This is a genomic window from Anabaenopsis sp. NIES-4685 (genome assembly GCF_059725405.1).
On the sequence record NZ_AP043602.1, the window covers coordinates 1,385,052 to 1,407,944 of the forward strand.

General features: G+C 39.4%; 21 protein-coding genes and 1 pseudogene. 7 read left to right on the forward strand and 15 right to left on the reverse strand.

Annotated features, from left to right (window positions below; all coding sequences use genetic code 11):
• Positions 1-14 precede the first annotated feature (14 nt).
• Both AC6IZ0_RS06075 and AC6IZ0_RS06080 read right to left on the reverse strand, forming a co-directional pair.
• Complete coding sequence (locus tag AC6IZ0_RS06075; protein ID WP_497725443.1) at positions 15-1,898, reverse strand: ArsA family ATPase; 1,884 nt, start codon at positions 1,896-1,898, stop codon at positions 15-17.
• A gap of 39 nt (positions 1,899-1,937) precedes the next feature.
• Positions 1,938-2,618, reverse strand: coding sequence for a GvpL/GvpF family gas vesicle protein (locus AC6IZ0_RS06080; protein WP_497725444.1), 681 nt, complete (start codon positions 2,616-2,618; stop codon positions 1,938-1,940).
• Between the two features lie 253 nt (positions 2,619-2,871).
• On the opposite strand from AC6IZ0_RS06080, the gene AC6IZ0_RS06085 reads away from it, so the two are divergent.
• Complete coding sequence (locus AC6IZ0_RS06085) at positions 2,872-3,216, forward strand: hypothetical protein (protein ID WP_497725445.1); 345 nt, start codon at positions 2,872-2,874, stop codon at positions 3,214-3,216.
• A gap of 57 nt (positions 3,217-3,273) precedes the next feature.
• Here the strand turns inward: AC6IZ0_RS06085 and AC6IZ0_RS06090 are convergent, their stop codons facing one another.
• The 8 genes from AC6IZ0_RS06090 to gvpA (AC6IZ0_RS06125) all read right to left on the reverse strand — a co-directional run bounded on the left by AC6IZ0_RS06090 (position 3,274) and on the right by gvpA (AC6IZ0_RS06125) (position 8,574).
• Complete coding sequence (locus AC6IZ0_RS06090) at positions 3,274-3,537, reverse strand: gas vesicle protein GvpG (RefSeq protein WP_497725447.1); 264 nt, start codon at positions 3,535-3,537, stop codon at positions 3,274-3,276.
• A gap of 119 nt (positions 3,538-3,656) precedes the next feature.
• Positions 3,657-4,397 carry a gas vesicle protein GvpF gene (gene gvpF, locus AC6IZ0_RS06095; RefSeq protein ID WP_271732684.1) on the reverse strand — a complete coding sequence of 247 codons (741 nt, stop codon included), beginning with the start codon at positions 4,395-4,397 and terminating at the stop codon, positions 3,657-3,659.
• 47 nt (positions 4,398-4,444) lie between these two features.
• The gene (locus AC6IZ0_RS06100) at positions 4,445-4,909 is read right to left on the reverse strand and encodes a gas vesicle protein K (protein WP_271732685.1); all 465 of its coding nucleotides are present in this window, start codon (positions 4,907-4,909) and stop codon (positions 4,445-4,447) included.
• Between the two features lie 169 nt (positions 4,910-5,078).
• The gene (locus AC6IZ0_RS06105; protein WP_271732686.1) at positions 5,079-5,471 is read right to left on the reverse strand and encodes a gas vesicle protein; all 393 of its coding nucleotides are present in this window, start codon (positions 5,469-5,471) and stop codon (positions 5,079-5,081) included.
• A gap of 148 nt (positions 5,472-5,619) precedes the next feature.
• A complete protein-coding gene (gvpN, locus tag AC6IZ0_RS06110) occupies positions 5,620-6,600 on the reverse strand; it encodes a gas vesicle protein GvpN (protein ID WP_497725448.1) in 981 nt (326 codons plus the stop codon).
• 574 nt (positions 6,601-7,174) lie between these two features.
• Complete coding sequence (gene gvpC / locus AC6IZ0_RS06115; protein ID WP_497725449.1) at positions 7,175-7,966, reverse strand: gas vesicle protein GvpC; 792 nt, start codon at positions 7,964-7,966, stop codon at positions 7,175-7,177.
• A gap of 45 nt (positions 7,967-8,011) precedes the next feature.
• Positions 8,012-8,227, reverse strand: a complete 216-nt coding sequence (gvpA, locus tag AC6IZ0_RS06120) for a gas vesicle structural protein GvpA (protein ID WP_063873375.1) — start codon at positions 8,225-8,227, stop codon at positions 8,012-8,014.
• Positions 8,228-8,358: 131 nt separating this feature from the next.
• Positions 8,359-8,574: a gas vesicle structural protein GvpA gene (gvpA, locus tag AC6IZ0_RS06125; protein ID WP_063873375.1), complete on the reverse strand. Its 216-nt coding sequence runs from the start codon at positions 8,572-8,574 to the stop codon at positions 8,359-8,361.
• A gap of 441 nt (positions 8,575-9,015) precedes the next feature.
• Here gvpA (AC6IZ0_RS06125) and AC6IZ0_RS06130 point away from each other — a divergent pair.
• From AC6IZ0_RS06130 to AC6IZ0_RS06150, 5 genes and pseudogenes are all read left to right on the forward strand, one after another.
• Positions 9,016-10,643 (forward strand): annotated as a pseudogene (locus AC6IZ0_RS06130) (purple acid phosphatase family protein).
• Positions 10,644-10,764: 121 nt separating this feature from the next.
• The gene (locus AC6IZ0_RS06135; protein WP_280801630.1) at positions 10,765-11,817 is read left to right on the forward strand and encodes a D-alanine--D-alanine ligase family protein; all 1,053 of its coding nucleotides are present in this window, start codon (positions 10,765-10,767) and stop codon (positions 11,815-11,817) included.
• A 57-nt stretch (positions 11,818-11,874) separates the two neighbouring features.
• Positions 11,875-12,414: an IS607 family transposase gene (locus AC6IZ0_RS06140; RefSeq protein WP_497725450.1), complete on the forward strand. Its 540-nt coding sequence runs from the start codon at positions 11,875-11,877 to the stop codon at positions 12,412-12,414.
• A gap of 76 nt (positions 12,415-12,490) precedes the next feature.
• Positions 12,491-13,657 carry an RNA-guided endonuclease InsQ/TnpB family protein gene (locus AC6IZ0_RS06145; protein ID WP_497725451.1) on the forward strand — a complete coding sequence of 389 codons (1,167 nt, stop codon included), beginning with the start codon at positions 12,491-12,493 and terminating at the stop codon, positions 13,655-13,657.
• Positions 13,658-14,197: 540 nt separating this feature from the next.
• A complete protein-coding gene (locus AC6IZ0_RS06150) occupies positions 14,198-14,797 on the forward strand; it encodes a hypothetical protein (protein ID WP_497725452.1) in 600 nt (199 codons plus the stop codon).
• A 373-nt stretch (positions 14,798-15,170) separates the two neighbouring features.
• Here AC6IZ0_RS06150 and AC6IZ0_RS06155 read toward each other — a convergent pair whose 3' ends face one another.
• The 4 genes from AC6IZ0_RS06155 to AC6IZ0_RS06170 form a co-directional block, all read right to left on the reverse strand.
• The gene (locus AC6IZ0_RS06155) at positions 15,171-16,103 is read right to left on the reverse strand and encodes an alpha/beta fold hydrolase (protein WP_497725453.1); all 933 of its coding nucleotides are present in this window, start codon (positions 16,101-16,103) and stop codon (positions 15,171-15,173) included.
• 189 nt (positions 16,104-16,292) lie between these two features.
• The gene (locus tag AC6IZ0_RS06160; protein WP_497726009.1) at positions 16,293-16,619 is read right to left on the reverse strand and encodes a DUF4112 domain-containing protein; all 327 of its coding nucleotides are present in this window, start codon (positions 16,617-16,619) and stop codon (positions 16,293-16,295) included.
• 146 nt (positions 16,620-16,765) lie between these two features.
• A complete protein-coding gene (locus tag AC6IZ0_RS06165) occupies positions 16,766-18,493 on the reverse strand; it encodes a DUF389 domain-containing protein (protein WP_497725455.1) in 1,728 nt (575 codons plus the stop codon).
• A gap of 88 nt (positions 18,494-18,581) precedes the next feature.
• Positions 18,582-19,424, reverse strand: coding sequence for a hypothetical protein (locus AC6IZ0_RS06170; protein WP_497725456.1), 843 nt, complete (start codon positions 19,422-19,424; stop codon positions 18,582-18,584).
• A gap of 93 nt (positions 19,425-19,517) precedes the next feature.
• Here AC6IZ0_RS06170 and AC6IZ0_RS06175 point away from each other — a divergent pair, with 93 nt between their 5' ends.
• Positions 19,518-20,435: a metallophosphoesterase family protein gene (locus AC6IZ0_RS06175; RefSeq protein WP_497725457.1), complete on the forward strand. Its 918-nt coding sequence runs from the start codon at positions 19,518-19,520 to the stop codon at positions 20,433-20,435.
• 122 nt (positions 20,436-20,557) lie between these two features.
• On the opposite strand, the gene pcrA is transcribed toward AC6IZ0_RS06175, so the two are convergent.
• A complete protein-coding gene (gene pcrA, locus AC6IZ0_RS06180; protein WP_497725458.1) occupies positions 20,558-22,882 on the reverse strand; it encodes a DNA helicase PcrA in 2,325 nt (774 codons plus the stop codon).
• Positions 22,883-22,893 lie beyond the last annotated feature (11 nt).

A 22,893-nucleotide genomic window follows, 5' to 3' on the forward strand; every position in this document is an offset into this window, starting at 1 on the left:
AAATTTGATATTGATTAATCAAAGTCAAATAAAAGATTTGCAGCTGCTTGAATACGGGCAATTGGTTCTACTGATCTAGGTAAATTGGGTAAGCGGATGATTGTTTGTTCGGGAAATAAGCTGGAGTCAATTCCTATTTCTTGAGTATAGCGATTTTGCACTACATAACGTTGTTGGATTCCCATATCTTTCAGGGATGCTGTTAGGCGTATATGTTCAGATATAATCGCACCTTCTGCCTGAATTACTCCCACAAATTGCGTATGCTTTGGATTTTTTAATTTCTTTTGGGCTTGGACAACTTGTTGACGTAAATTCCGCAACCGCCCAATTAAATCTAGTCTACCTACAACGTTCTGGTATTTTATCCATAACTTAAATATCCACGATAACCAATCTCCTAAAGCAGATGGCATTGCCAAAAATTGTAGCAGATGACCGGTGGGAGCAGTATCTAAAATAATCAAGTCTTGCTGGTTACTATCCAATAAGTCCATAATAGTGATTAGGGACAGTATCTCATCAATACCTGGTAAAGCTTGAGACATAATCTGTCGCCAAGCTCCTGGAAGATAAGCAATATCTATTGTGCTATCAGTTTCTGTTCCTTCACCACTAATCATATCCGCTAATTCCCAAAGATAATCCGTACGAAACTGATCTAATATTTCATCAGCATCAATTTCTTGTCCGGTCAAATTAGTTGCCAATGATGAGGCTTGATGTCCCAATTTTTGTCCAAATGCATCACCCAAGGAATGAGCAGGATCTATGGAAATTATCCGAATTTTTTGTTGAGGATGACGATTAGCTAAACCCCAGCCTAAAGCTCCTGCAACTGTTGTTTTACCAACTCCTCCTTTACCCCCCACAATAATTAGTTGACATCCTTCGGATACAAAGTCACTGAAGCTTGGGAGGATTCTACTTGGCCATTGAATTACTGGCGGGGTAGAAAGTTCGACGCTGTCAATTTTTTGAATTTGTCGTGCCAGGTCATCCAATGCCAAGGAACCTAATGGTTCTTTTGCTTGTTGTGGTACAATGAAAACTGGTTGATTGCCGGCAATTTTTAAGAATTTATCGGTCAAATTTTGTTGCTCTGCATAGCGGTCTGTATTTATATCGCTATCTGTGATGATGCGATTTATCAGAATTCCGGTATAATGAATATTGAGAGTTTTTAAATTATCTAAAAATCTTTCAGTTTCTGCTAAACACATGGGTTCAGCAATTGTGACTACCAAGCAACCTGTAAATGTCTCATCTTGTAGCAGTCGTCTACCTTCTGCTAATTGAGATTTCATATCCTCCAGAAAATCATCTACTTCATCAGATTTATAGCTCCCTCTGAAACTCTCTGTGATCACACGATGTTTTTGTTGAAATAATTCAAAGGAATTTAAAATTACATCGAAGAAATCTTTTAATTGCAACAAATTTAATGTATGACCTGAAGGAGCCATATCAAGCACTATCCGGTCTACGGTTTTTTCTGAAAGTAGACGCTGAATTTCTAGCAATCCCATCAGTTCATTTAAGCCAGGCCAATTTAGATCCCAAACCGGGGCTAAATCTTCTCCGTCAGCTAAACTCCCTCGCTCAACTAGCAGTTCTAAGAATCGACTATATTTAGCCCTAAATTCCACTAATAGTTTTTCAGCATCTAATGCTCGAACACTCAAATTAGGTAAATCTTCTACCTGTGAACCATCATCTGTGACTTTTGAAAGTAATACATCTCCTAAGGAATGTGCTGGGTCTGTAGAAAGTAACAAAATTTTTTCCTCTGGAAACTTTGTCGCCCAGTAACGAGCAAAACTGCAAGAGATAGTAGTTTTACCAACTCCGCCTTTGCCGCTAAACATAACCAAGTTAAGTGAGTCGTACTGCTTCATAACTTTAAAAGAATTAGGAAAAGAATAAATAAACTTTAATTAAATAAAGTGGTAAGGAGGAAGAGAATCTCCTAACAATAAATTCCAACGAGGACAAGCTTTTTGCCAATTTAAAGTTTGTTCTAAAAACCAATTTTTATCTTCAATATTAACCAGCATATGAATGCTTACTTCTTGCTCTTTTTCTTTAACAACAACCGGATAATTATTGGTTGTTGTTATTAAATCAATGAGATACTGTTTTTCTGCTGCTTGTGCAATACTAAAGTCTTTTTGGTTTTGATACTGTTGCTTTTTAGCTAAAAAGTAATCTTTTCCCCTGGCCTTTACTGGTGCAACTTCCTCTAGTATTACAGGAATCAATTTCAAAGTAAATTCAGTCTTACCATGAATTTTTTGTAGCTGCTGGCGATATTTTTCGGTATTTGATTCTAGGTGAATGAGCAGATTTTTCTGAGAATTAAAGCATATTCCAAACTGCACGGGTAAAACTGTAATCTGCTGGTAAAGCTCACAAATAACTCGGTCATGGCATAAAGCCATCTCGATAATTTTCTGCTCATTATGTTGGAATGACTCTAAAGATATTCCAGGCTCAACAATAGCCGAAAGATTAGTACTCTTAATCAGCACTACTTGACTAGCAGCACCTTGTGGTAAAATTAAGGGCAAGCTAGGTGTTTCTAAAAAGGCATAACTATAGAGGTTTTCTGATTCCATATACTGCACCTAGATAGTTGTATAATTTTAACTAATTCAGTTTCCGCTCCCACATTGTAATAATATTAAATTATCATCCTCGATTTGGTAAAAATTATACCATATTTTTATATTTTTGGTGATAGTGCCAGATTTTGAAGACTTATAGAGTTAGTTTAAAGTATTGCTGAAAATATTTACATATTCTTGAAAGATTTACAATGACACCTTAGTTAGCTATAATTAATAATTAATAACAATTCAGACATTGTTCATGAAAAATACTCCTAAGCGTAGTGTTATCAGACCTAAGATTAGTACAATGCCTCGCAATAAGAACGAGGCATCGTGCCAGCTGGAACTGTATCAAATGGTGACTGAAAAGGAACGTCTTCAAAGGGAACTATATTTCATTAGAGAGCGAACAAGTTTACTAAACAGGCGTTTAACTACCCTGAATCACCAAATAGAAGAAACCGAGAAAACGATTAAGAAACTTCGTCAAAATGATCCTGAGTTAACAAATACTCAAGATATAGGCTCTCGAAAAAATATATATGTTGAGTCTATTGAATCGGTGCAATCTAAGAACTACAATGTTCTGGAAATTGAATATTAAGTCGGTCATATTGCCGAAAATTTGACAACTCCCGGTTGGATCTTGATCTACTTAAGTCTATGCTCTCACCTGAGTTTGTTCTTCCAAGGCTTCGTATTCTTCAGATTCTGCTTCCAGTCGGGCTTCTTCTTCCAATTCTTGGAGTTTTAAAAGAATTTCTTCTTCTTGAGCGTCATACTCTTCTTCGGTAATGTCGCCCATGTCTAGGGAAAGCTGCAGGGTCAATAATTGTTTGTTCAGGTTTTCTTGATCATTAAATTCGGTATTAGCACGCTCTTCAATTTTCTCTGCAATCCATACAACTCCATTAATTGGACCCATTATTGGAGATAGTAAAAGTTTCATCAGCATAGTCATAAATCCTTGGTAGTTGATATTGCATTTTTAAAGCTATTATTACATACAGCAAGAGGGATGGTAATAAATAGCTGCAATTGGGTCTATGGTTCAGCCAGTTGTGCAAATGTGTAGGGAGCAGTGAAATTGTTGTAGCGAATACGTAGGCGATCGCCAAATTTCATATCAATTGCTTCTACGATTTCACCGAATTTAGATTCACTTTCCCAAGGAATCAAAAATGCGGTGTTATAAATCATGTCCTCTGTCATAAGTTCACCCTCTATAACCTCTGTTGCTAAAGGATTTAGCTCATTAGAGAAAACTTCAATCACAGATTGTTTGCGAGCGGATAAATTACTTTCAATTAATTGTCCAATGTGAATCACCTCCTCTATACTTAATTTTCTACCTTCCATATTGTCACGCTCCTGTTTCAAAGCGAGATTAGATTCCATCATGGCTTGCAATTCAGACTTGCTATCCCAAAAAATCTTAACACTCACCTCTCTTTGTCCGGCCAGTTTTTGAAATAAGTTGTGCAATTGCTCTTTATATGGTTCGATGAGTTGTGTGGTTATTGCGTCCCAGTCTTTAATAACTAATCCGAACTGGAGAGGAAGAAGGACATTAAATCCTGCTTGCATCGTCTCCTCTAACACTTTTTCATGAGTTAATAAATTGCGTCGAGAAGCCAAATATTTCTCTTTAGATGCTTCTGAATATAAAAAAGTCAATCCATCAACTACCTGACTATAAACAGGTTTCCCGTCCAATCCTGTAATAGAAACAGAGCTAGGAATTATATCGGGGAAAATCCCATACAAATAAAGACCAAAATTCATTAATTTATTAACCCATTGAGTTGGAATTTACAACTGATCACTTTTGATTACATTGTTTTGGCGGTCAAAACTAACCGTAACTTAGCATGAATCAGGTCTAGTTGAGCTAAACCGATATCTATCTCACCGTCTACAACAACTCCAGTATTTAAAAGCCGGTCTAATAACTCTACCACTGAAGCCTGATTGCTAGTTTCCCCTGGATAATAAGAACCAGAGGGAGGTAAAAGACTACCAAAATCTCCTAAATTTACATTGAGGTCTGATGGCTCAATTTCAAATATCTGACAAAAATCTAAAATTTGTGACTCTAACTTTTGCAAACTTTCCGCCGCTCGGTCTAAATCAGATTCACACAGTAACTCCTGTTCCATACGCCGAATTACTTGCGCTTCCATTAGTTGACGCAGCAATTCTAATACAGTCAATAATAAAGGAGCTAAACCCGCTTCGTTATTTTTAGAAGCCTTGGTTGGTAAATCCTTAAAGTCTTCCGATGGATTACAAACCATTTCTATAAATGTAACCTAAACTTTCAGTTTCTTTGAATGCAATTCAATCAGTCATTTTTCAATAGTTATTAACCGTCCCAGTCTGTTTGACTTTCGCTGGTTCAAACAGAAATTTTAACCAATTACTCATCTAACTGGGAATCTCGTGATCAAATAATTTCCTGGTTACTTAATCATGTTGAATATTCTCTGGTAATGGAGTTTGATCTTGGATACTCGCAGACTTAAGTAACTTTATTTCGGATTCTAGACTCTCCAGGCGATTTTGAAGCTGTTGATTTTCTTCAATTAATCTTTGGGCTTTACTGCTCAGATAAGGGTCATTTTCCCACCAATTAATACCCATTTCCTTGGCTTTATCAACGGAGGAAATTAACAAGCGAATGCGAATATGTAAAAGTTCAGTTGATGCGATAGATATAGAAATATCGCCCGCAATAACAACGCCCTTATCTAAGACTCTTTCCAGAATGTCCGCTAAGTTTGAGCCTTGAGTAGATGTGTTAATAGTTCGACTTGAGTTTGTCTGATGACGTGTTGGTAGTATGGGGGTAGAAGTCACGAATAATTCAACTCTTGAATAGTATAAAGACGATAATTTTGCTCACAAACAATTTGTGTTCCAAAGAACCAGAAGCATTTAGTATTAGATGCAATCTGGAGCTAAGTCTTTGAAAATTCTAGTTATTACTTGACTTTTTGGTATGAGTTTAGTGATTGTAAACTTCTTTATCAAAAAGATCAGCATTTTCTAAATCTGTCTTTGGCTGTGAAAGTTCTGTTTGGAAACTAGTCTTGCTAAGTAATTCCATTAAAATATTTGTCGCTTCGCTCATCGCTAAATTACTGCGGTTGCACAGAACATCGATAGCAATCTCCTGAAAGTCTGGATTTTCTACTTCTACTAGAATGTCATTGTCCGCACATACTTTAGCAATCATCAAACAAGACCGTAAACCTGAAGTTTTCTCTGCTTCTATAACCAGACGAAACGATCTTACCAAGTGCACTATTAAGTAAGCAGATTCTCGAGATATGTTTGTTTTCTGAATTAATATTTCGCCTTGAGTTATCTCATCTGGTTCTGGCATATTAATAGTTACTAACCTATCCATCAAAGCATCTTGGGTTGAATGAACTCCACAGTATTCTTCGGGATTGGATGTAAATATAGCGCGAAATTTCGGATTAACGTGTAGATACTCTGGCTGATTACTACTAGGAGGTAGGCTGAGAATTTTTTCTTCTAAAGCTGAAAGTAAAACGTTATTAACTTCTGGACGTGAACGGTTAAATTCATCATAGACTAAGGTAAAACCTTCTCGACAGGCTAAAGTCAGTCTAGAATCAACCCAGTTCTGTTGTAATTGGTCTTCTACTTTAACGACGTTGTGAATATAATTGTCCAGTAATTTCTTGCGAGTATAACCAGTTTCACTACCAATCAAATCCGAACTTTTAAATTCGTCATCGCCAAACAGTAACATTACTGGGCTCTCGAGACAGTGCGCTATGTGGAGTGCTAAAGTTGTTTTACCTGTTCCCGCAGGGCCTCGCAAGTGAACGGGAAACCCTGATTTGAGATAACGCAATGCTCTAGCTGCTACTTTCTCAATCGCAGGTGTCATGACAAACTGTCCTGGACGGACACGAATAACTGCTCTTTTGTGATTCGTATTGGTGATAGCCATAAATTGAAGCTGGTAATAAATTGAAGGTGTGTGAGACTATAGACTGAAAGATTTCAAGTGTTACTGTCAATTGGGATTTGCCAAGGGACTCTCTGCACTTTAAAGGTGTGTAGTGATATCAAATTTTTCTAGCGGTCTAGTTTTTGAAGTCCCAGGCTAGGTTTTGATTTTTTCTATTCACTTGATGATCTTAACATTTTTGACGCTAACTAAAACCAGGATTGCTGATCCAAATCCCAGTTATAAGTTGAGAAAGCATGGAACTATCTTTATATTCAATCAGAGGGAAATTAAGGTGCGATTATTGATTTAATGTGACAGAGTTCCTCTCTATCGTACTATATAAAGGTAAATAAATCTAAAACTCTAGTTAAGTAACACTATTGACTTTATTCGTTCAGCAAATATTGGAATCAGTGGGTTAGCAATACAAGCCTATTTTACTAAAGTCTCGGAACACTTTAATTTTATTAATTAACCCCTTGTATTAGCAGTTTTGCAACTGAAAGATAAAGGGGGTTTATTATTTAGCCCAATTTTGAAACAGATGAGATGTGTTTATTGCGAATCTTTATTAAAGTCCGGATCCACCAATAACACTCATAAACAAATCCTGACGGAATTGACGCAGTTCTGCTGCTTGGGCTTTGGCCTTAGCAACACGTTCTTTAGCAGTGGTGGCTAAAAATTGCTCAGTTTCTTGCTGCAGGTTTTGTTGGAACTCAAGCAATGCTGCTGCTTGTGCTTTCGCTTGAGCAACACGTTCTTGAGTTGTGGTTGTTAAAAATTGCTCAGTTTCTTGCTGCAGGTTTTGTTGGAACTCAAGCAATGCTGCTGCTTGTGCTTTCGCTTGAGCAACACGTTCTTTAGCAGTGGTGGCTAAAAATTGCTCAGTTTCTTGCTGCAGGTTTTGTTGGAACTCAAGCAATGCTGCTGCTTGTGCTTTCGCTTGAGCAACACGTTCTTGAGTTGTGGTTGTTAAAAACTGCTCAGTTTCTTGCTGTAGGTTTTGTTGGAACTCAAGCAATGCTGCTGCTTGTGCTTTCGCTTGAGCAACACGTTCTTGAGTTGTGGTTGTTAAAAACTGTTCAGTTTCTTGCTGTAGGTTTTGTTGGAACTCAAGCAATGCTGCTGCTTGTGCTTTCGCTTGAGCAACACGTTCTTGAGTTGTGGTTGTTAAAAACTGCTCAGTTTCTTGCTGCAGGTTTTGTTGGAACTCAAGCAATGCTGCTGCTTGTGCTTTCGCTTGAGCAACTCTAGCAATACTTTGAGCAACTCTAGCACTTTTGCTGCAATCAATAAGTTTATTAACACTCTCGAATATTGACCGGTTTTCTTCCCGGATTCTTTCCATCAAAGCAGACATGAACTTCTCCTGAATAATGATAAAGTGGTCTAAACCATTTGATAATTAAGCAGGAACTGCTGCAGACTGAGTGAGTCCTACTGCTTCTGCATATTTCAGGTAAGTTTCTACAGAAGCAATGACAATTCTAGCTTCAATAGCCAGTAATTCAATACCAACTAAAGAAACACGAGCCCAGGCATCGATGACGATACCTTTGTCCAGGATTCTATCAATAACTTCTGCCAAGCTGGAGGAAGAGTTAGTTTTTTCAACTGCCATATGTTTACACCTTACAATCCCTTGGAACCGTTAGCTATCAAGCTTTTTTAAAATTTGGAAAATGCAGAATAACGCAGAATAACTATAAGAAACTTATAGTTATTCTACAAAAATGGATTTTATTGTGAGAATTATGCAGGAACTGCAGCAGACTGAGTCAGACCTACTGCTTCTGCATATTTCAAGTAGGTTTCTACAGAAGCGATTACGATTCTAGCTTCAATAGCCAGTAATTCGATACCAACCAAGGATACACGAGCCCAAGCGTCGATAACGATACCTTTGTCAAGGATTCTGTCGATAACTTCTGCCAAGCTGGAGGAAGAGTTAGTTTTTTCAACTGCCATATGTTTACACCTTAGATAATTGTCGCAAAGTTTACCTGTGGCAAAAAAAGAATGTGTTTTTTTACTCACAATTGGAACATTAGCATCTATCCCCAGCATTTGGCAATACCTTGGAAGAAAAAAAGTGTAAAAAAGTGTAAAAAAGTTAATTTATGAAAATGATGTATGAAAAAAGTATATTTTTAGGAAAAAGAGTCACAAATTTTGACAAATTGCTGTATACTAATAATTTTTGTGACTTTTACTCTGTTTTAATACTATTTACGGCGTCTATAAGGAGCATCGCAGTTTGGAAAGTGCAGGATAGAACATCCCCCCAGCTTCGGGGGGCGCGATTGCGGTATCACTGAAGTTCCTCGCTTTTATTGATCTCGCGACCAGCCGAACTAGAAAGAACATTATGTTTTATGCTGGTAATTGTAAATGTGGGAGTAAAAAACTATGGTATCAGCACCGCATCTGCTGACAGACCCATTTTTGCAACTGCCAACTACCAACTCAGTGCAAGTAGTTTGGTTTACTGAATTTGCAGGTCAAGAACACGTGGTTTACTACGGTGAAAATCTGGATCAATCGAGATTGGCAAAAACGAGTAAACTTAGCCGCACAAGAGAAGACCAGCAATCAAAAGTAGCAAATACAACTATAAATCAACCTGTCAAACGTCATATTTGGCGACACGCAGCTGAGGTGACGGGGTTAACCCCCGGTGTGCGTGTTCCCTATTTTGTTATGAGTGTGCGAGAAGATGGTGCAAGTGTTAGGAGTGATGTTTTCACTCTCGCGCCTACCCCGGAGCGGGGTCAAGCAATGAAGATTCTATTGACTTCAGACCATCAATTAAAACCGATGATAGCAGCCAATCTGCAAAAGGTGGTGGAAACAGTCGGACAAATAGATGGGGTATGGTTCGCTGGTGATTTAATTAATGTGAGCGATCGCGCCTCAGAATGGTTTGATGATCATCGGGGTGGTGCCTTCTTTCCGGCTTTACAAGGTCGTGCTAATTATAAGATGGCGCATAATGGTGTTGAAACCATTTATACAGGTGGTGAAATCATTCAACACGCCCCCATGTTTACAGCCATTGGTAATCATGAAGTCATGGGGAGAGTTGGGAGAAGCAATAGTTTAAACAATGAGTTTAATGATACCATTCCCCGTGCTGTCGCCGAAAAATTATACAGGGAAAGTCTTTAATAGATAATTCCTTTAATACACAGACATACGAAGAGATTTTTAGCTTACCTGAAAGTGAATCCGGCGGTAAAAAGTATTATGCAGTGAGCTTTGGGGATGTGCGTCTAGTAGTACTGTACGTAACTTGTATGTGGCGAACCCAAAAAATAAATACAGTATACAGAGGTAGATATACAGAAGCAGTCCAGGATTTAGACAATCCTGAAAATTGGGGTTATGGACAGTTTATTTTTGAACCAATTGCCAAAGGTAGTGAGCAATATAATTGGTTAGAAGCAGAACTTGACAGTGAAGAGTTTCAACAAGCCAAATATAAAGTAGTGATGTTCCATCATCCCCCCCACACTCTGGGTGATAACATCGTCCCTGCTTATACTGACCCAGTGCAGACCATAGAACGTGATCACAAAGGTAAGATTACCGCTGTCCGTTACGAGTACCCCAAAGACACAGACTATATTAACCGTGATCTTGTCCCGTTACTAGAAGCGGCTGAAGTGCAACTAGTATTATATGGACATTCCCACCTGTGGAATCGGTTTATAAGTCCTAGTGGAATGCAGTTTCTAGAAACATCGAATGTGGGTAACTCCTATGGTGCTGCTTGGGGGAACAATAAACGAGAAATACTGACGGTATCTCAAGAAGATTATATTGCAGTGGGTGATCCTTACGGATTAGAACCAGTAGTCCCAAGCATAGCACCTTTGTTAAGGGAAGATAATCAGCCCATTCCTTACATAGCAAGTAACGACATCACGGTTTTTAGTATATTTAACACAGGCACTGGGATAGTAACTAGCTATTATTTTGATATGCGTAAACCAGATTCAGATGTAGTAAAATTCGATGAATTTAAATTAAAATAATCCCATCCCAGAAACCTCTGTGTTTGTCTGTGTAGTTCCTTTATAGTTAGCACAAAAAAATATAGCAACCTCAACAGGTTGTGATAAACTCTCAGCCAGAGAAAATAAAAAGGTACTAAAAATGACTAAGCTGCGGGTGGGACTGCTGTTTGGGGGTCGTTCGGGGGAACATGAAGTTTCAATTAGTTCAGCACGGGCGATCGCCCGTGCCTTAAATGTAGAAGAAAATGCTCACAAATACGAAATATTGTCTTTTTACATCCAGAAAAATGGCTGCTGGTTAGGGGGAGAACTAGCACAGCAGATTCTAGAAACTGGTATTCCCCAATTAGAAACCCAAAACTTGAACCCGTGGCGATTACCTGACCAAGTAACAGAAGTAGATGTTTGGATTCCCATTCTGCACGGTCCCAACGGAGAAGACGGTACTATTCAGGGGTTGCTGACATTAATGCAAGTTCCCTTTGTGGGTTCTGGGGTCTTAGGTTCGGCTGTAGGTATGGATAAGATTGCCATGAAAATGGCTTTTGAGCAAGCCGGATTACCCCAAGTGAAATACAAGGCCTTAACTAGAGCGGAAGTTTGGTCAAATCCCTGTGTGTTTCCCAAACTATGCGATGAAATAGAGTCAGCCTTAGACTATCCCTGTTTTGTGAAACCTGCTAACTTAGGTTCATCAGTGGGTATTGCCAAAGTGCGATCGCGTTCAGAGTTAGAAGCGGCCTTAGATAATGCTGCTACTTATGACAGACGAATAATTGTGGAAGCGGGTGTAGTTGCTAGAGAAGTAGAATGTGCCGTATTAGGTAATGATCAAACTAAAGCCTCCATTGTAGGAGAGATTACTTTCCACAGTGACTTCTATGATTACGAAACTAAATATACTGTAGGTAAGGCAGATTTATTAATTCCTGCACCCATTCCAGATGGTGTGAGCCGCCAAATCCAAGATATGGCCTTACAAGCCTTTGCAGCTGTGGATGCTGCTGGGTTAGCAAGGGTAGATTTTTTCTTTGTGGAAGCTACCGGGGAAGTATTAATTAACGAAATCAACACCTTCCCAGGCTTTACTGCTACCAGTATGTATCCCCAGCTTTGGGCTTATAGTGGTATACCCTTTGCGGAATTAGTAGACCGGTTAATTCAATTAGCTCTAGAAAGGTATAAGGTTTAAATGATAAAAATATAATCAGATATAGTCAGATGTAATCATTTATGGGATATTTTGGGAATGAAACTATCTGACTACCCTAAATCAAAGGGAATAAATTACCAGACTGCTTGGAGGATGTGGAAACGTGGTGAACTTAAAGCTACTCAGCTTCCTACAGGTACAGTCATCGTTGATGTACAAAAAACCTTTGAAGGAGTTGTGATTTATACGAGAGTATCTAGTGCTGAAAATAAAAGCAATTTAGACAGTCAAGCAGAAAGGCTTGTACGTTACTGCGAAGCTAAAGGGTATCAAGTAAAGAAAATAGTTAAAGAAGTGGGAAGTGGAGTTAATGACAACCGAAAAAAATTAGTTGCGTTGCTAAATGAAGATGATCATAAAATTATTGTTGTTGAGCATAAAGATAGATTAACCAGGGTGGGTTTTAATTATCTGAAAGTCTTAGTAAACAAGCAAGGGAAAGATATTGAGGTAGTAAATCTTGCAGAAGAAGAAACTGAAGATATTATGCAAGACTTTATCTCAATCATAACTAGCTTCTGTGCGAGAATCTATGGTCTAAGAAGAAGGAACAGAAAAACACAAGTGCATTGTTAATCCTGGAGTCAGAATGCGATTAGTTGAACGACATATAATCAAAAGAAATAACAAGTGGTTTGGGGTGATTGATCAAATGTCTTTTTTATCAAAAAACCTATTCAACTGTGCTGTTTATTTATGTCGTCAAGCCTTTTTCAATAGTCAACCAATACCAACTTTCAATCAAATATACCACTCACTTAAAAACAGTGATGATTACAAAGCTTTACCCAGCAAAGTTGCTCAACTGGTATTTAAACAAGTCGATAAATGCTTTAAATCCTATCAAGAAGCCAAAAAAGAGTATAAGTTAAATCCTGATAAGTTTTTAGGTGAACCCAAGTTACCCAAGTATAAACATAAGCAACAAGGGAGAAATATCTTAACCTTTAACAATCAGGCTTTTTCTAAAAAAGCCTTAAAGCAAGGTTTAATTTCTCCTTCTGGGTTGTCATTGCTCATCAAAACCAAGCTTACTCAAATTCAAGAAGTCAGGATTATTCCCAAAAATAATGCCTACATTGTCGAAGCAGTTTATGAGCAAGAAGAAACATCCCTAACAACTAATAACAGAATAGCAGCAATTGATATAGCCTTAAATAACTTAGCCACTGTTAGTAGTAATTGTCACGACTTCAAACCTTTTATTGTTTGCGGTAAAGCTATTAAATCCTGTAATCAGTTTTACAACAAAGTTAAAGCTAGTCGTCAATCTCAGTTACCTAAAAATCAAAAAACTTCTAGAAAAATAGAAGCACTGACACTTAAACGTAATAACAAGGTGGATTATTACCTCCACACAGCTAGTAGATTTATTGTTAATCAGCTAGTCAGACAAAACATAACCCATTTGATTATAGGTAAAAACGAGAATTGGAAGCAAAGCATTAACTTGGGAAGTAAGACCAATCAAAACTTTACTAATACTCCCCATGCTCGATTTATCCAGCAACTAGAATATAAAGCTAAACTCGCTGGAATCAAGGTGCAAACAAATGAAGAGAGCTACACCTCAAAATGTAGTTTTCTAGATTTTGAACCTATCAAAAAGCATGAACACTATTTAGGTAAAAGAATCAAGAGAGGTTTATTTAGGTCTAAGTCTGGGAAAATATATTCAGCAGACTTGAATGGTTCCCTAAATATATTAAGAAAGGTAGCTGGGGACTCTATCTTTGATGGAAACTCAGTAGAGAGGTTTGTAGTTAGCCCAGTAAGGTTTAGACCTTACCAAGCTAAAAATATAGTCAAATATTTTTAGTAACTATTCTGGTCATGAATCCAAGTGATCACTAATCTGAGCAAAAATTTGACATCTCCCCTGGTTGAAACACAGGGGAATCTAAGATGTTGCTACGCAGGCTGAAGCAATGCTACGCAACGTTTACAATATTATTTACTTAATCTATGAAATAAATTATGTTGTCTTGGGAGTGTCAAAGCTCCCCTACCCACCTTAGGCCCAAGGTCATACCTAGCTGTGTGGCTACTTAAGTAAAGCATATGAACGGGTTTTTCACCATACTTGCTGATGCTATCTTATTTTAACTGAACAGAAATGCTTTGTAAATACCTGTCAAAACCTTTTTGTTAAGGATACGACAGGATAAATCCTGTTGAGTCACGTTTCATCCCCTCTCTAAAGAGTAGGGTTTCTCAGGCTCCCACTATGTTTTGATAGGATTCGGTGGCTGGATGTTTCCAAAAAAAAAGCTACTGAGTTGCACACCTGGCTACTGATACCTGATGTCTAAGCCTCCACTACAATCATGAACTAGAGGGGCGTAAGTTGAAACTAACCATGGAACATAGTCACAGTAGACAGTATGAGGCGAGGCAAATCAGAAGACCGGGAAATAGGAAATCAAAATTAGTCGATAATTTCAACATTTTTATCTATGTGCTGATACGTCATCCAGGGTTATTGTTGACTGGGTTGTTCACAATCCTCATAGGAATTACCGCCTTAGCTTTGTATAGCTTGGGTGATGTTGGTAGTAAACATCAGGTAGAGCCACTAGAAATACCGGCTGTAGTGGCCAAACCAATGACAAGGCCTTCCGACAAGAACAATCCTACACCTTTATGGATGGTAGCGGCCATCGCCCTGAGTTGTGCCAGTGGTTGCTTAATGATTTTGCGACTAGTCAATCACCAGGTATCAAGAGCGGACAAACCCATCACTAGTCCAAGAGCAAAATCAAGGATTTTAAATAGTTCACCTATTGTTGCACCACTCGAACCCAGGCTAAGGAAATCAGATACACCGGAAACGGTTCTAGCATCAGAAGATATGCATCCACTGGATAAAAGGCAAGAAATTTTGGCAGAGTTGATGGATATTCGTCAAAAAAATTCTTGGTCGGCAATTTTATTGTCCAAATCTCAACCTGGTTCCTAAGTTGATAAAATGTGAGCTTTGTCCATAATCCCAGGGGTAACCAATAGCCATGATAACAATCTAAAAAACTGCCAAAATGGCAACCATACTGAGATTTAGTGGGTTAGATTAAAGAAGACAAAAACAAGACGGGTTCTATTAATTGGGATTATCAAGAATAAACTTACCTTGATAAAGGATAACGGTTTTAATCAATAGTTTTGGTATTTGTCGCACCGGGAATATTAAATATATCCGCGTTGTCACTGTTATATACATTAGCCCCCTAAATCAATGACAGTGCTGATAAATATTCCTGAACACTACAGCAGCAAATACCAGAGTGAGAGGTTCAAGGCGATTGGTATGCCTTCTCTCACTCTTTTTTTTTCGGTCAAAAATTTGTCTTGTGCAAAAAATCAAGAATAGCTGCATTGATCACCGCCGAGGAACCAGTCGCAGCATCATGACAGCAGTTATCTAAAATTCTTAGCTGGGAATGAGGGATAGATAGATGTAACTTTTTACCATGACTGAGGGGGAACCAACTATCTTGATCTCCCCACATAATCAGTGTGGGACATTTAATATTACCTAAATTATTTTGAATCTGACTGAGCATATTAGGTTTATTAAGTTGCCAGTTCTCTATTTCCTGTGCTGCTATTTGTAACTCCTCAGCGACTTTGACAATAGTCCCAGGAAACTCAATAAATGGATAGGTTATCCAATACACATCTTCTTGTGTCAACAGTGATGGGTCGAAAAGCACTCCACGCCTTTCTATAGCCATGATTTCTCGTAATATAGGGGCAAATAGATAAGCTAAACGCAAAGAGTCTATTGTATCTAATACTTCTAGTGGCGTTTTAGCAAGTATCCACATTGCCCAATGGGGTAACCGTTCGGTGAAAATAGGTACATTGACAACTATTAACCGCCCCACTAATTGGGGATTGTGTTGAGCTAGGGCCAGGGCTACTAATCCCCCTAAAGATTCTGCTACAATGGCGGCGGGTTGATCACATAAAGCCTGAATAATTCTTTCTAACTCAATAACTTGATGACCGTTCTGTTCTTTACGTAACCGAGGTTTTTCCGAAAAACCATAACCTTTGGCATCAAAGCAAATGACTCGAAAATGTTTAGATAATGGAGCAATACTATGGCGCCAATTGTAGCTCCAACTACCCATACCGTGTAATAGAAATAATGGCTGACCAGTACCTACTTCACCATAGGCAATTTCTACGGGATGTCCATGTGTATCACTAATAATGAGAGTTTGTCTACCTTGAGGAAACGTAGCCTGCCACCAATCTTTCATTCCTTTATGCATAAGTTGTTTAAGGCATTCTCATTATTATCATGGGAATGCTATTAAGACAATGGCATGAAAATATAGATTTTCCTAATTTTTGCAGCCGTGCTGAGTTATTTCTGGAAAAATATCAGCCTATGGGCTAATGAATAAACCTACTGACAAATCAAATAGGAATGCTAAAAATTTTGGTATTTATTTGCTCCGAGGTAGAGTCAACTGTAAATGTTCTTCCAATAGCTTGATATTATACTCATTAGCTGTCCAGGCGAAATCAAATAAGTCTCCCATGATGGGGACAGTACCTACTAAGCCATCGATGATCACATTCAAGACCATTCTGCTTAACATACCTTTAGGAACACCTATTCTGGCGGCTTCGATAACGATGTAACTAGCCAGGATGACTCCCAAAATGTCGCCACCAATGGGTAAAAATCCCACAAGGGGATCTAAACCAATGTGAATTGGGGTTCCGGGAATGGTGACAACTTTATCAAGGATGCGACTTAGCTGACGCAGCCGTTTGAGTGTGAGTGCTTGAGGGTCGGAATCAAGATGAGAAACCCGTCGATAAGAATCAGGACATGGGGGCGATCGCTTATTTGAGGTGAAATTTTTACTAGTGTATGGATTTTGCGATTATTTGTCGATATGACTACTGGGGGCTATCTCGATGATTTTAATGTAAGTTGGATTACCGCCCTAGGTTGAGATTCTGCTCCTGTTTGCCAGTCTATGCGATCGCTGCTAATTTGCCATTGCGACCCCAAATATTCTATCACTGCTTGCGATCGGTCTAGGACAAGTTCCGCTAACTCATTTTCTCTCTGATTAATGATCATTTGTAGGTTTAAACCGGGCTGCTGCTGTAAAATTTTACCTGCACGGTCTAATAATTGACGGTCATCTGACCTAATTTCTGATTTCTGATTCTCAAAAGATATAGCCCCTAAAGAAGTAGCTACTCTTTGCATACTCACCTGAACAGACTGATCATCTAGGAGACTTCTGACGCTATCGGCGACTAAAGTTTGAGCATCTCTATCAATATCCCGTTCACTGAGATACACCACCCGGATGCTTAAAGGCGCAACTGGACTAGTAGTTAACTCGTAATTAATCATTTTTGCTGGTGGGGGAAGCCGCAAATCAAGCAATGCAGATTGAATTTCCTGCACAAAAATTGATTGTAACTGGGCGATGGTTAACACTGGTTCAGGGGGTTGTTCCTTTGGTACTGGGCGTAAGAGTTCATTGGATGCGGTGGGAATTTCCACCAGCTTCAGCGCTAATAATTCTTGAGGTCTTCCCAAGCGGGAAGCTAAGATTTGAATATAACTATCCTGCTCCTCTGCTGAATATTGCTGACTTGTAAACACCTGAAGTTGAATTGTCAGCTTATCCTTTTGTTCTGAAGTCGAGATGTTGCTAATGAAAGAACGTGCTTCACCATCGGCAAAAGTAGCAAAGTTTTTCTGCCACACATCCTTTGCGGAACTACGAATACGATTTTCCTGTTGCTGGAGAGCAATTTCCCGTCCGAGTTGACTCAGGGAACGATTGAGCGGGAAAATAATCGCGCCAATGGTGATAATTATTAACAATAGTCTGCCTGGAAGCGAGCCAATTTTGCCCAGCTTGCTATAAGCGGGTACTTTTTCCAACCAATTCTGCACCCAGAGACTCTCTGGATGTGTGTTACGCCATTCCCTAACTCTTTCTCTTACCTGATGATTGTCAATATTTAGTCCCAGAAACACCAGCATGGCAGTAAAGGTAATGGCTACCAAGTTAGTGAAAAAAAGTAAGCCGCCACCACTAGCTACCTGTATTCCTTGGACGCTATTGAGGCTGATAGCGACCCCAATACCATAGCCGACAACACATAGTGGCGGCATCAAGGCCACGGCAATCGCAACACCAGGAATGGAAGTAGCCACCCCTTTGGGTTCTTTACAAATTGCCACAGAACCCACTGCACCGGAAAACAGCGCGACTACTAAATCCAGAAGATTAGGTTGAGTCCTGGCTAAAATCTCACTGGTAATTTCTTTGAATGGCAGCAATGATACTAGTATTACAGCAAAGGAAATGGCAACTAGACAACTTAATATTAAATTCAGCAGTGAGCGGATGGCTAAGACGACATCACCCGCAGCTAGTGCTAGTCCATTGGCGAGAATACCCCCCATTAATGGAGAAATCAGCATGGCACCAATAATCACAGCGGGACTATTCAGAACTAGTCCTAGGGTAGCAATACCAGCGGAGAACAAAACTTGAATCCAATAACTAACATCGTCCAGGCTGAGTGAACTACATATTTCCAGGTATACTTGCTCTTTACGAGCTTGACCTACTCCCAAGTTGTTGGCAAACCAGTTTCTAAACATATAAAATCCTCATAGCAGCCCCAATCAAAAAGTACCGGTAAGTTAGGCATAATTTAAGTGTGTTATCATTCTATGGTATATTTATATGCTATTGAAAAATAATTATCTCATTACCAACAACTGGGTTACGGGCTATAAGCTTGTCTTGGGAGTCAATAATTTCTAGATGGGTAAAATCAAGTTCTTGAGAGCGTTGTAATATTTCCCCAGCTAGTTGCTTTTGTTCAGATTCTGGGAGATTGTACCAATCATCATTAATTTTGACAGTCAAATTACTAGTACGGAAGTTAGCTTGTATTGATTGTATTAAACCAGATGCAAAGCGATCGCTAATTTCGGCTACTTGATTTTTAATGGCTGCAATCAAGGTTTCTTCTGGTGTCAATTTTAAGATGGGTATTGGTTGTGGTTCCGGTATGACTTCCGGGGTGGGTATTGCTTCTGGTTCCGGTATGACTTCCGGGGTGGGTATTGCTTCTGGTTCCGGTATGACTTCCGGGGTGGGTATTGCTTCTGGTTCCGGTATGATTTCCGGGGTGGGTATTGGTTGTGGTATGGGTGCTGCAACTTCCGCAACCGGCGCAACTGTAGCTACTTCAGTTTGATTTTGCATAAAGATACTTACAGTTGACCACATTACCGCCACAGTGATCATGGCTAAAATTCCGCTCAAAACTGCATCTGACAAGTTGTTAGACACATTTGATGGTAGAAACAAGCGGACTTGTCTTAAAAATCTATTCCATTGTATTACCAGACCTTGCCAAAAACGGGGTGTTTCTTCACTACCTGGTAGTACTGGAGTCTCAAGTTTAACTACCGCGGTTTCTAAAATTCCAATCGTCCCTCTGATAATTTGGATAATTTTAACTTTCCAAAGGGGTACTTGGGGCGAAGGAGAAGGTTGTGAATTTTGATTGTCTTGTGACATGGAATTTTGACTGCTGCTTGTGCCTTAATGTATCACTTCGTTGATCATGAGTTCTTCGGCTAAACTGACTAGATATTGAGTTTGGTAAGTTTTATGAACCTGAAACGCCGTCAATTCTTATTTTTAGGTACTCTTGGCACTATGGGGACAGGACTTTTAGGCTGGACGCTCACTCGTCCCAATAGCCGAATTAATAATAATATGCCAAATTCAAGAGTATTAGCCACCACCCCACCCAAAAAGGACTTACTATTACGTTTTACCTCCGTTGCGGATACTGGGACTGGCGCTAGAGGTCAGTATAGCGTGGCTGGGGCAATGAATTATTATCACCAAGAAAATCCTTATGATTTAGTGGTTTTAGCTGGAGACAATATTTACAATGATGGCGAAATCGAAAAAATCGGTGCTGTTTTTGAACGTCCTTATGAAAAATTATTGACACAGAATGTAAAATTTCATGCTTGTTTAGGTAATCATGATATTCGCACTGAGAACGGCGACCCACAAATCAAATATCCCGGCTTTAATATGCAGGGGCGTTATTACACATTTCGCCGCGATGCGGTGCAATTTTTTGCTTTAGATACTAACCGTAATGCTGACTGGGAAAATCAAGTTATTTGGTTAGAACAGGAATTAAGCCGCAGTGATGCACCTTGGAAAGTGGTATTTGGACATGATCCATTTTACTCATCGGGTCACTATGGAGTCAGTCAATCACTAATTAAACGCTTTACGCCTTTATTTAAAAAGTATAATGTGCAGCTTTACATCAATGGTCACGACCACCATTATGAGCGCACTCGTCATATTGATGGTACCACCTATTTAACTACTGGTAGTGGTGCTGGTGTTCGTCCTGTGGGGCGTTCTCAGTGGACAGAACATTCTGCCGAAAGATTGGCTTTTGCTGCTTATGAGGTGTATCCAGATAGAATTGAGGTGAGGGCGATGGGTACTGATAAACGAATTTTTGATCAAGGTGTGATTCAGTTTAAGTCTGTTTAATCTCTGAGTATCTGGTGGCTAATACCCACCAAATAAATTAGCACTATCAAACTTAAAACGCCTTCCTTGCTTCAATACCAACGTTCTTATAGCTCCTAGGAGGATTGACTTGGCTAAATCCATCAGTCTACTCTTTGTAACTGGGTTAGGTGGGGGTCAACAATTTTCTGCCCCAAACTGGCGAATTTAATCGCTACGGATACCTTATTCCCTTGTCCGAAAATATGCGTTATTTTACCTATACCAAATGCTTTATGTAATACCTTATCCCCAACTTGCCAAGTTTGGGCTGTATAAGGCTTACCGCTAGCTTTGACAGCAGTTTTGCTCTGGGTATGACGGCTTTGATGGTGAGTAGTTAATAATTCTTCTGGTAATTCATTGAGAAATTGCGATCGCATAGCCGGCTCACGAGAACCATATAAACGACGTTCGCGGGCGTATGATATATATAACCTTTCTTGGGCGCGAGTAATGCCAACATAACATAGGCGGCGTTCTTCTTCTAAAGCTGCTGGGTCGTTAATAGAACGGTAATTAGGAAATAATCCCTGTTCTAATCCCACTAAAAACACCACAGGAAATTCTAAACCCTTAGAAGAGTGCAAGGTCATTAAAGATACCGCCTTTTGCCCTGCTTTTAAATTATCCAAATCAGAACTGAGGGCGCTACTTTGCAAAAAGGCTGTGAGGGAAACGTCCTCACTTTCTTCTTGAAATTGGAGTACGGCGTTATAAAGTTCCTGAACGTTTTGAATTCTATCTTCGGCCTCATCTGTGGTTTGGTTTTTCAGGTCTTGAGTATAACCAGACTGCTCTAGCAGTTCTTGTAAAAGTTGGGAAACTGAAACTGTTGCGGCTTTTTCCTTACAGTTGTTAATCATTTGAGCAAAGTTATTCACAGCTTTGGCCGACCTTCCCGCCAATGTATTAACTGATGTTTCATCACTGAGTATTTCCCACAAGGTTATCCCCAGTTCTTGAGAGGCGTTAACTAAGCTTTCAATGGTGGTTTTACCAATACCGCGCCGGGGAGTATTGATGATTCGCAGTAAACTAACTGTATCAGCAGGATTGGCGATCGCTCTGAGATAAGCTAAAATATCTTTGATTTCCTTGCGATCGTAAAACTTCATTCCTCCCACAACAGTATAAGGAATTTGATTCCTGACTAAAAACTCTTCAAAAGGTCGTGATTGGGCATTAGTCCGATAAAGAATCGCAAAACTACCCCAATCTAACTCAGGATTTTGCTGTTCTAAACCAAGAATTTGCTCAATGACAAACTGGGCTTCCTCAATTTCATTATCTGCTTTATGACAATAAATTTCCTCACCCCTTCCTCGGGTGGGTTTGAGGACTTTATCAATACGTTGAGTGTTATTCTCGATTAATTCATTAGCTGCTTGCAGAATATTCTCACAAGAGCGGTAATTTTCTTCCAGCTTCACCATGGAACGGGTATCATCATCAGCTAAACCATCACCGAAGTCTTGCTGAAATTCTAATAAAATAGTGAAGTCAGCCATTCTGAAGCTGTAAATAGACTGGTCTGCATCACCCACCACAAACACTGAGCGGTTTTGCCATTCCCATGCACTTTTGTTCTCTTCACCATTAGTCACTAACAAGCGAATCAAATCATACTGAGTGCGGTTAGTATCTTGATATTCATCTACCAGGATATGGCCAAACTTACCATGCCAGTAACCTAAAACCTGCTCGTTTTGCTGAAACAACCTTGTAGGGACGAGAATTAAATCATCAAAGTCGAGAGCGTTATTTTCTGCTAACTTATCTTGATAACAATTATAAACCTCGGCGATCACCCGCCCGCGATAATTGGGTTGTTGCCGCTCAAACTCGCGGGGTGAAAAGCCTTGATTTTTAGCGTTACTGATGGCATAGCGCACAGAGCGCGGGTCAAATTTCCTATCGTCTAAATTTAGCTGTTTGCTGACAATCTCTTTAACTAAACTTTGGACATCGGATTCATCAAAAATCGAAAAATTACGAGTCCAAATCCGTCCTTTTTCATCTTGGTATTTCTCAATATCAAACCGGAGAATCCGAGAAAATAAACTATGAAAAGTCCCACACCACAAGTCTTTAATGGTATTTTTATAGACTTGCGATCGCAACTGCATTTGCTGGTATTCTGTCAACACCTCAAATTTTTGGCCATGTTGTTTCATCGCCAAGTCTTGAGCAAATAGCGTTTGAATGCGTTCCTTCATCTCCCGCGCAGCTTTATTAGTAAAAGTAACCGCCAGGATATTCTCTGGATGAACACGGTGTTTGAGAATCAGGTTAGCAATGCGATATGTCAGCGCTCGTGTTTTACCCGAACCTGCACCAGCAACAACTAATAGCGGACCACAATAGTGTTCCACGGCTTGACGCTGACTGGAGTTAAGATGGCTAAGAAAATCAGTAGTTGTTGTCATAGCCGTGTAGG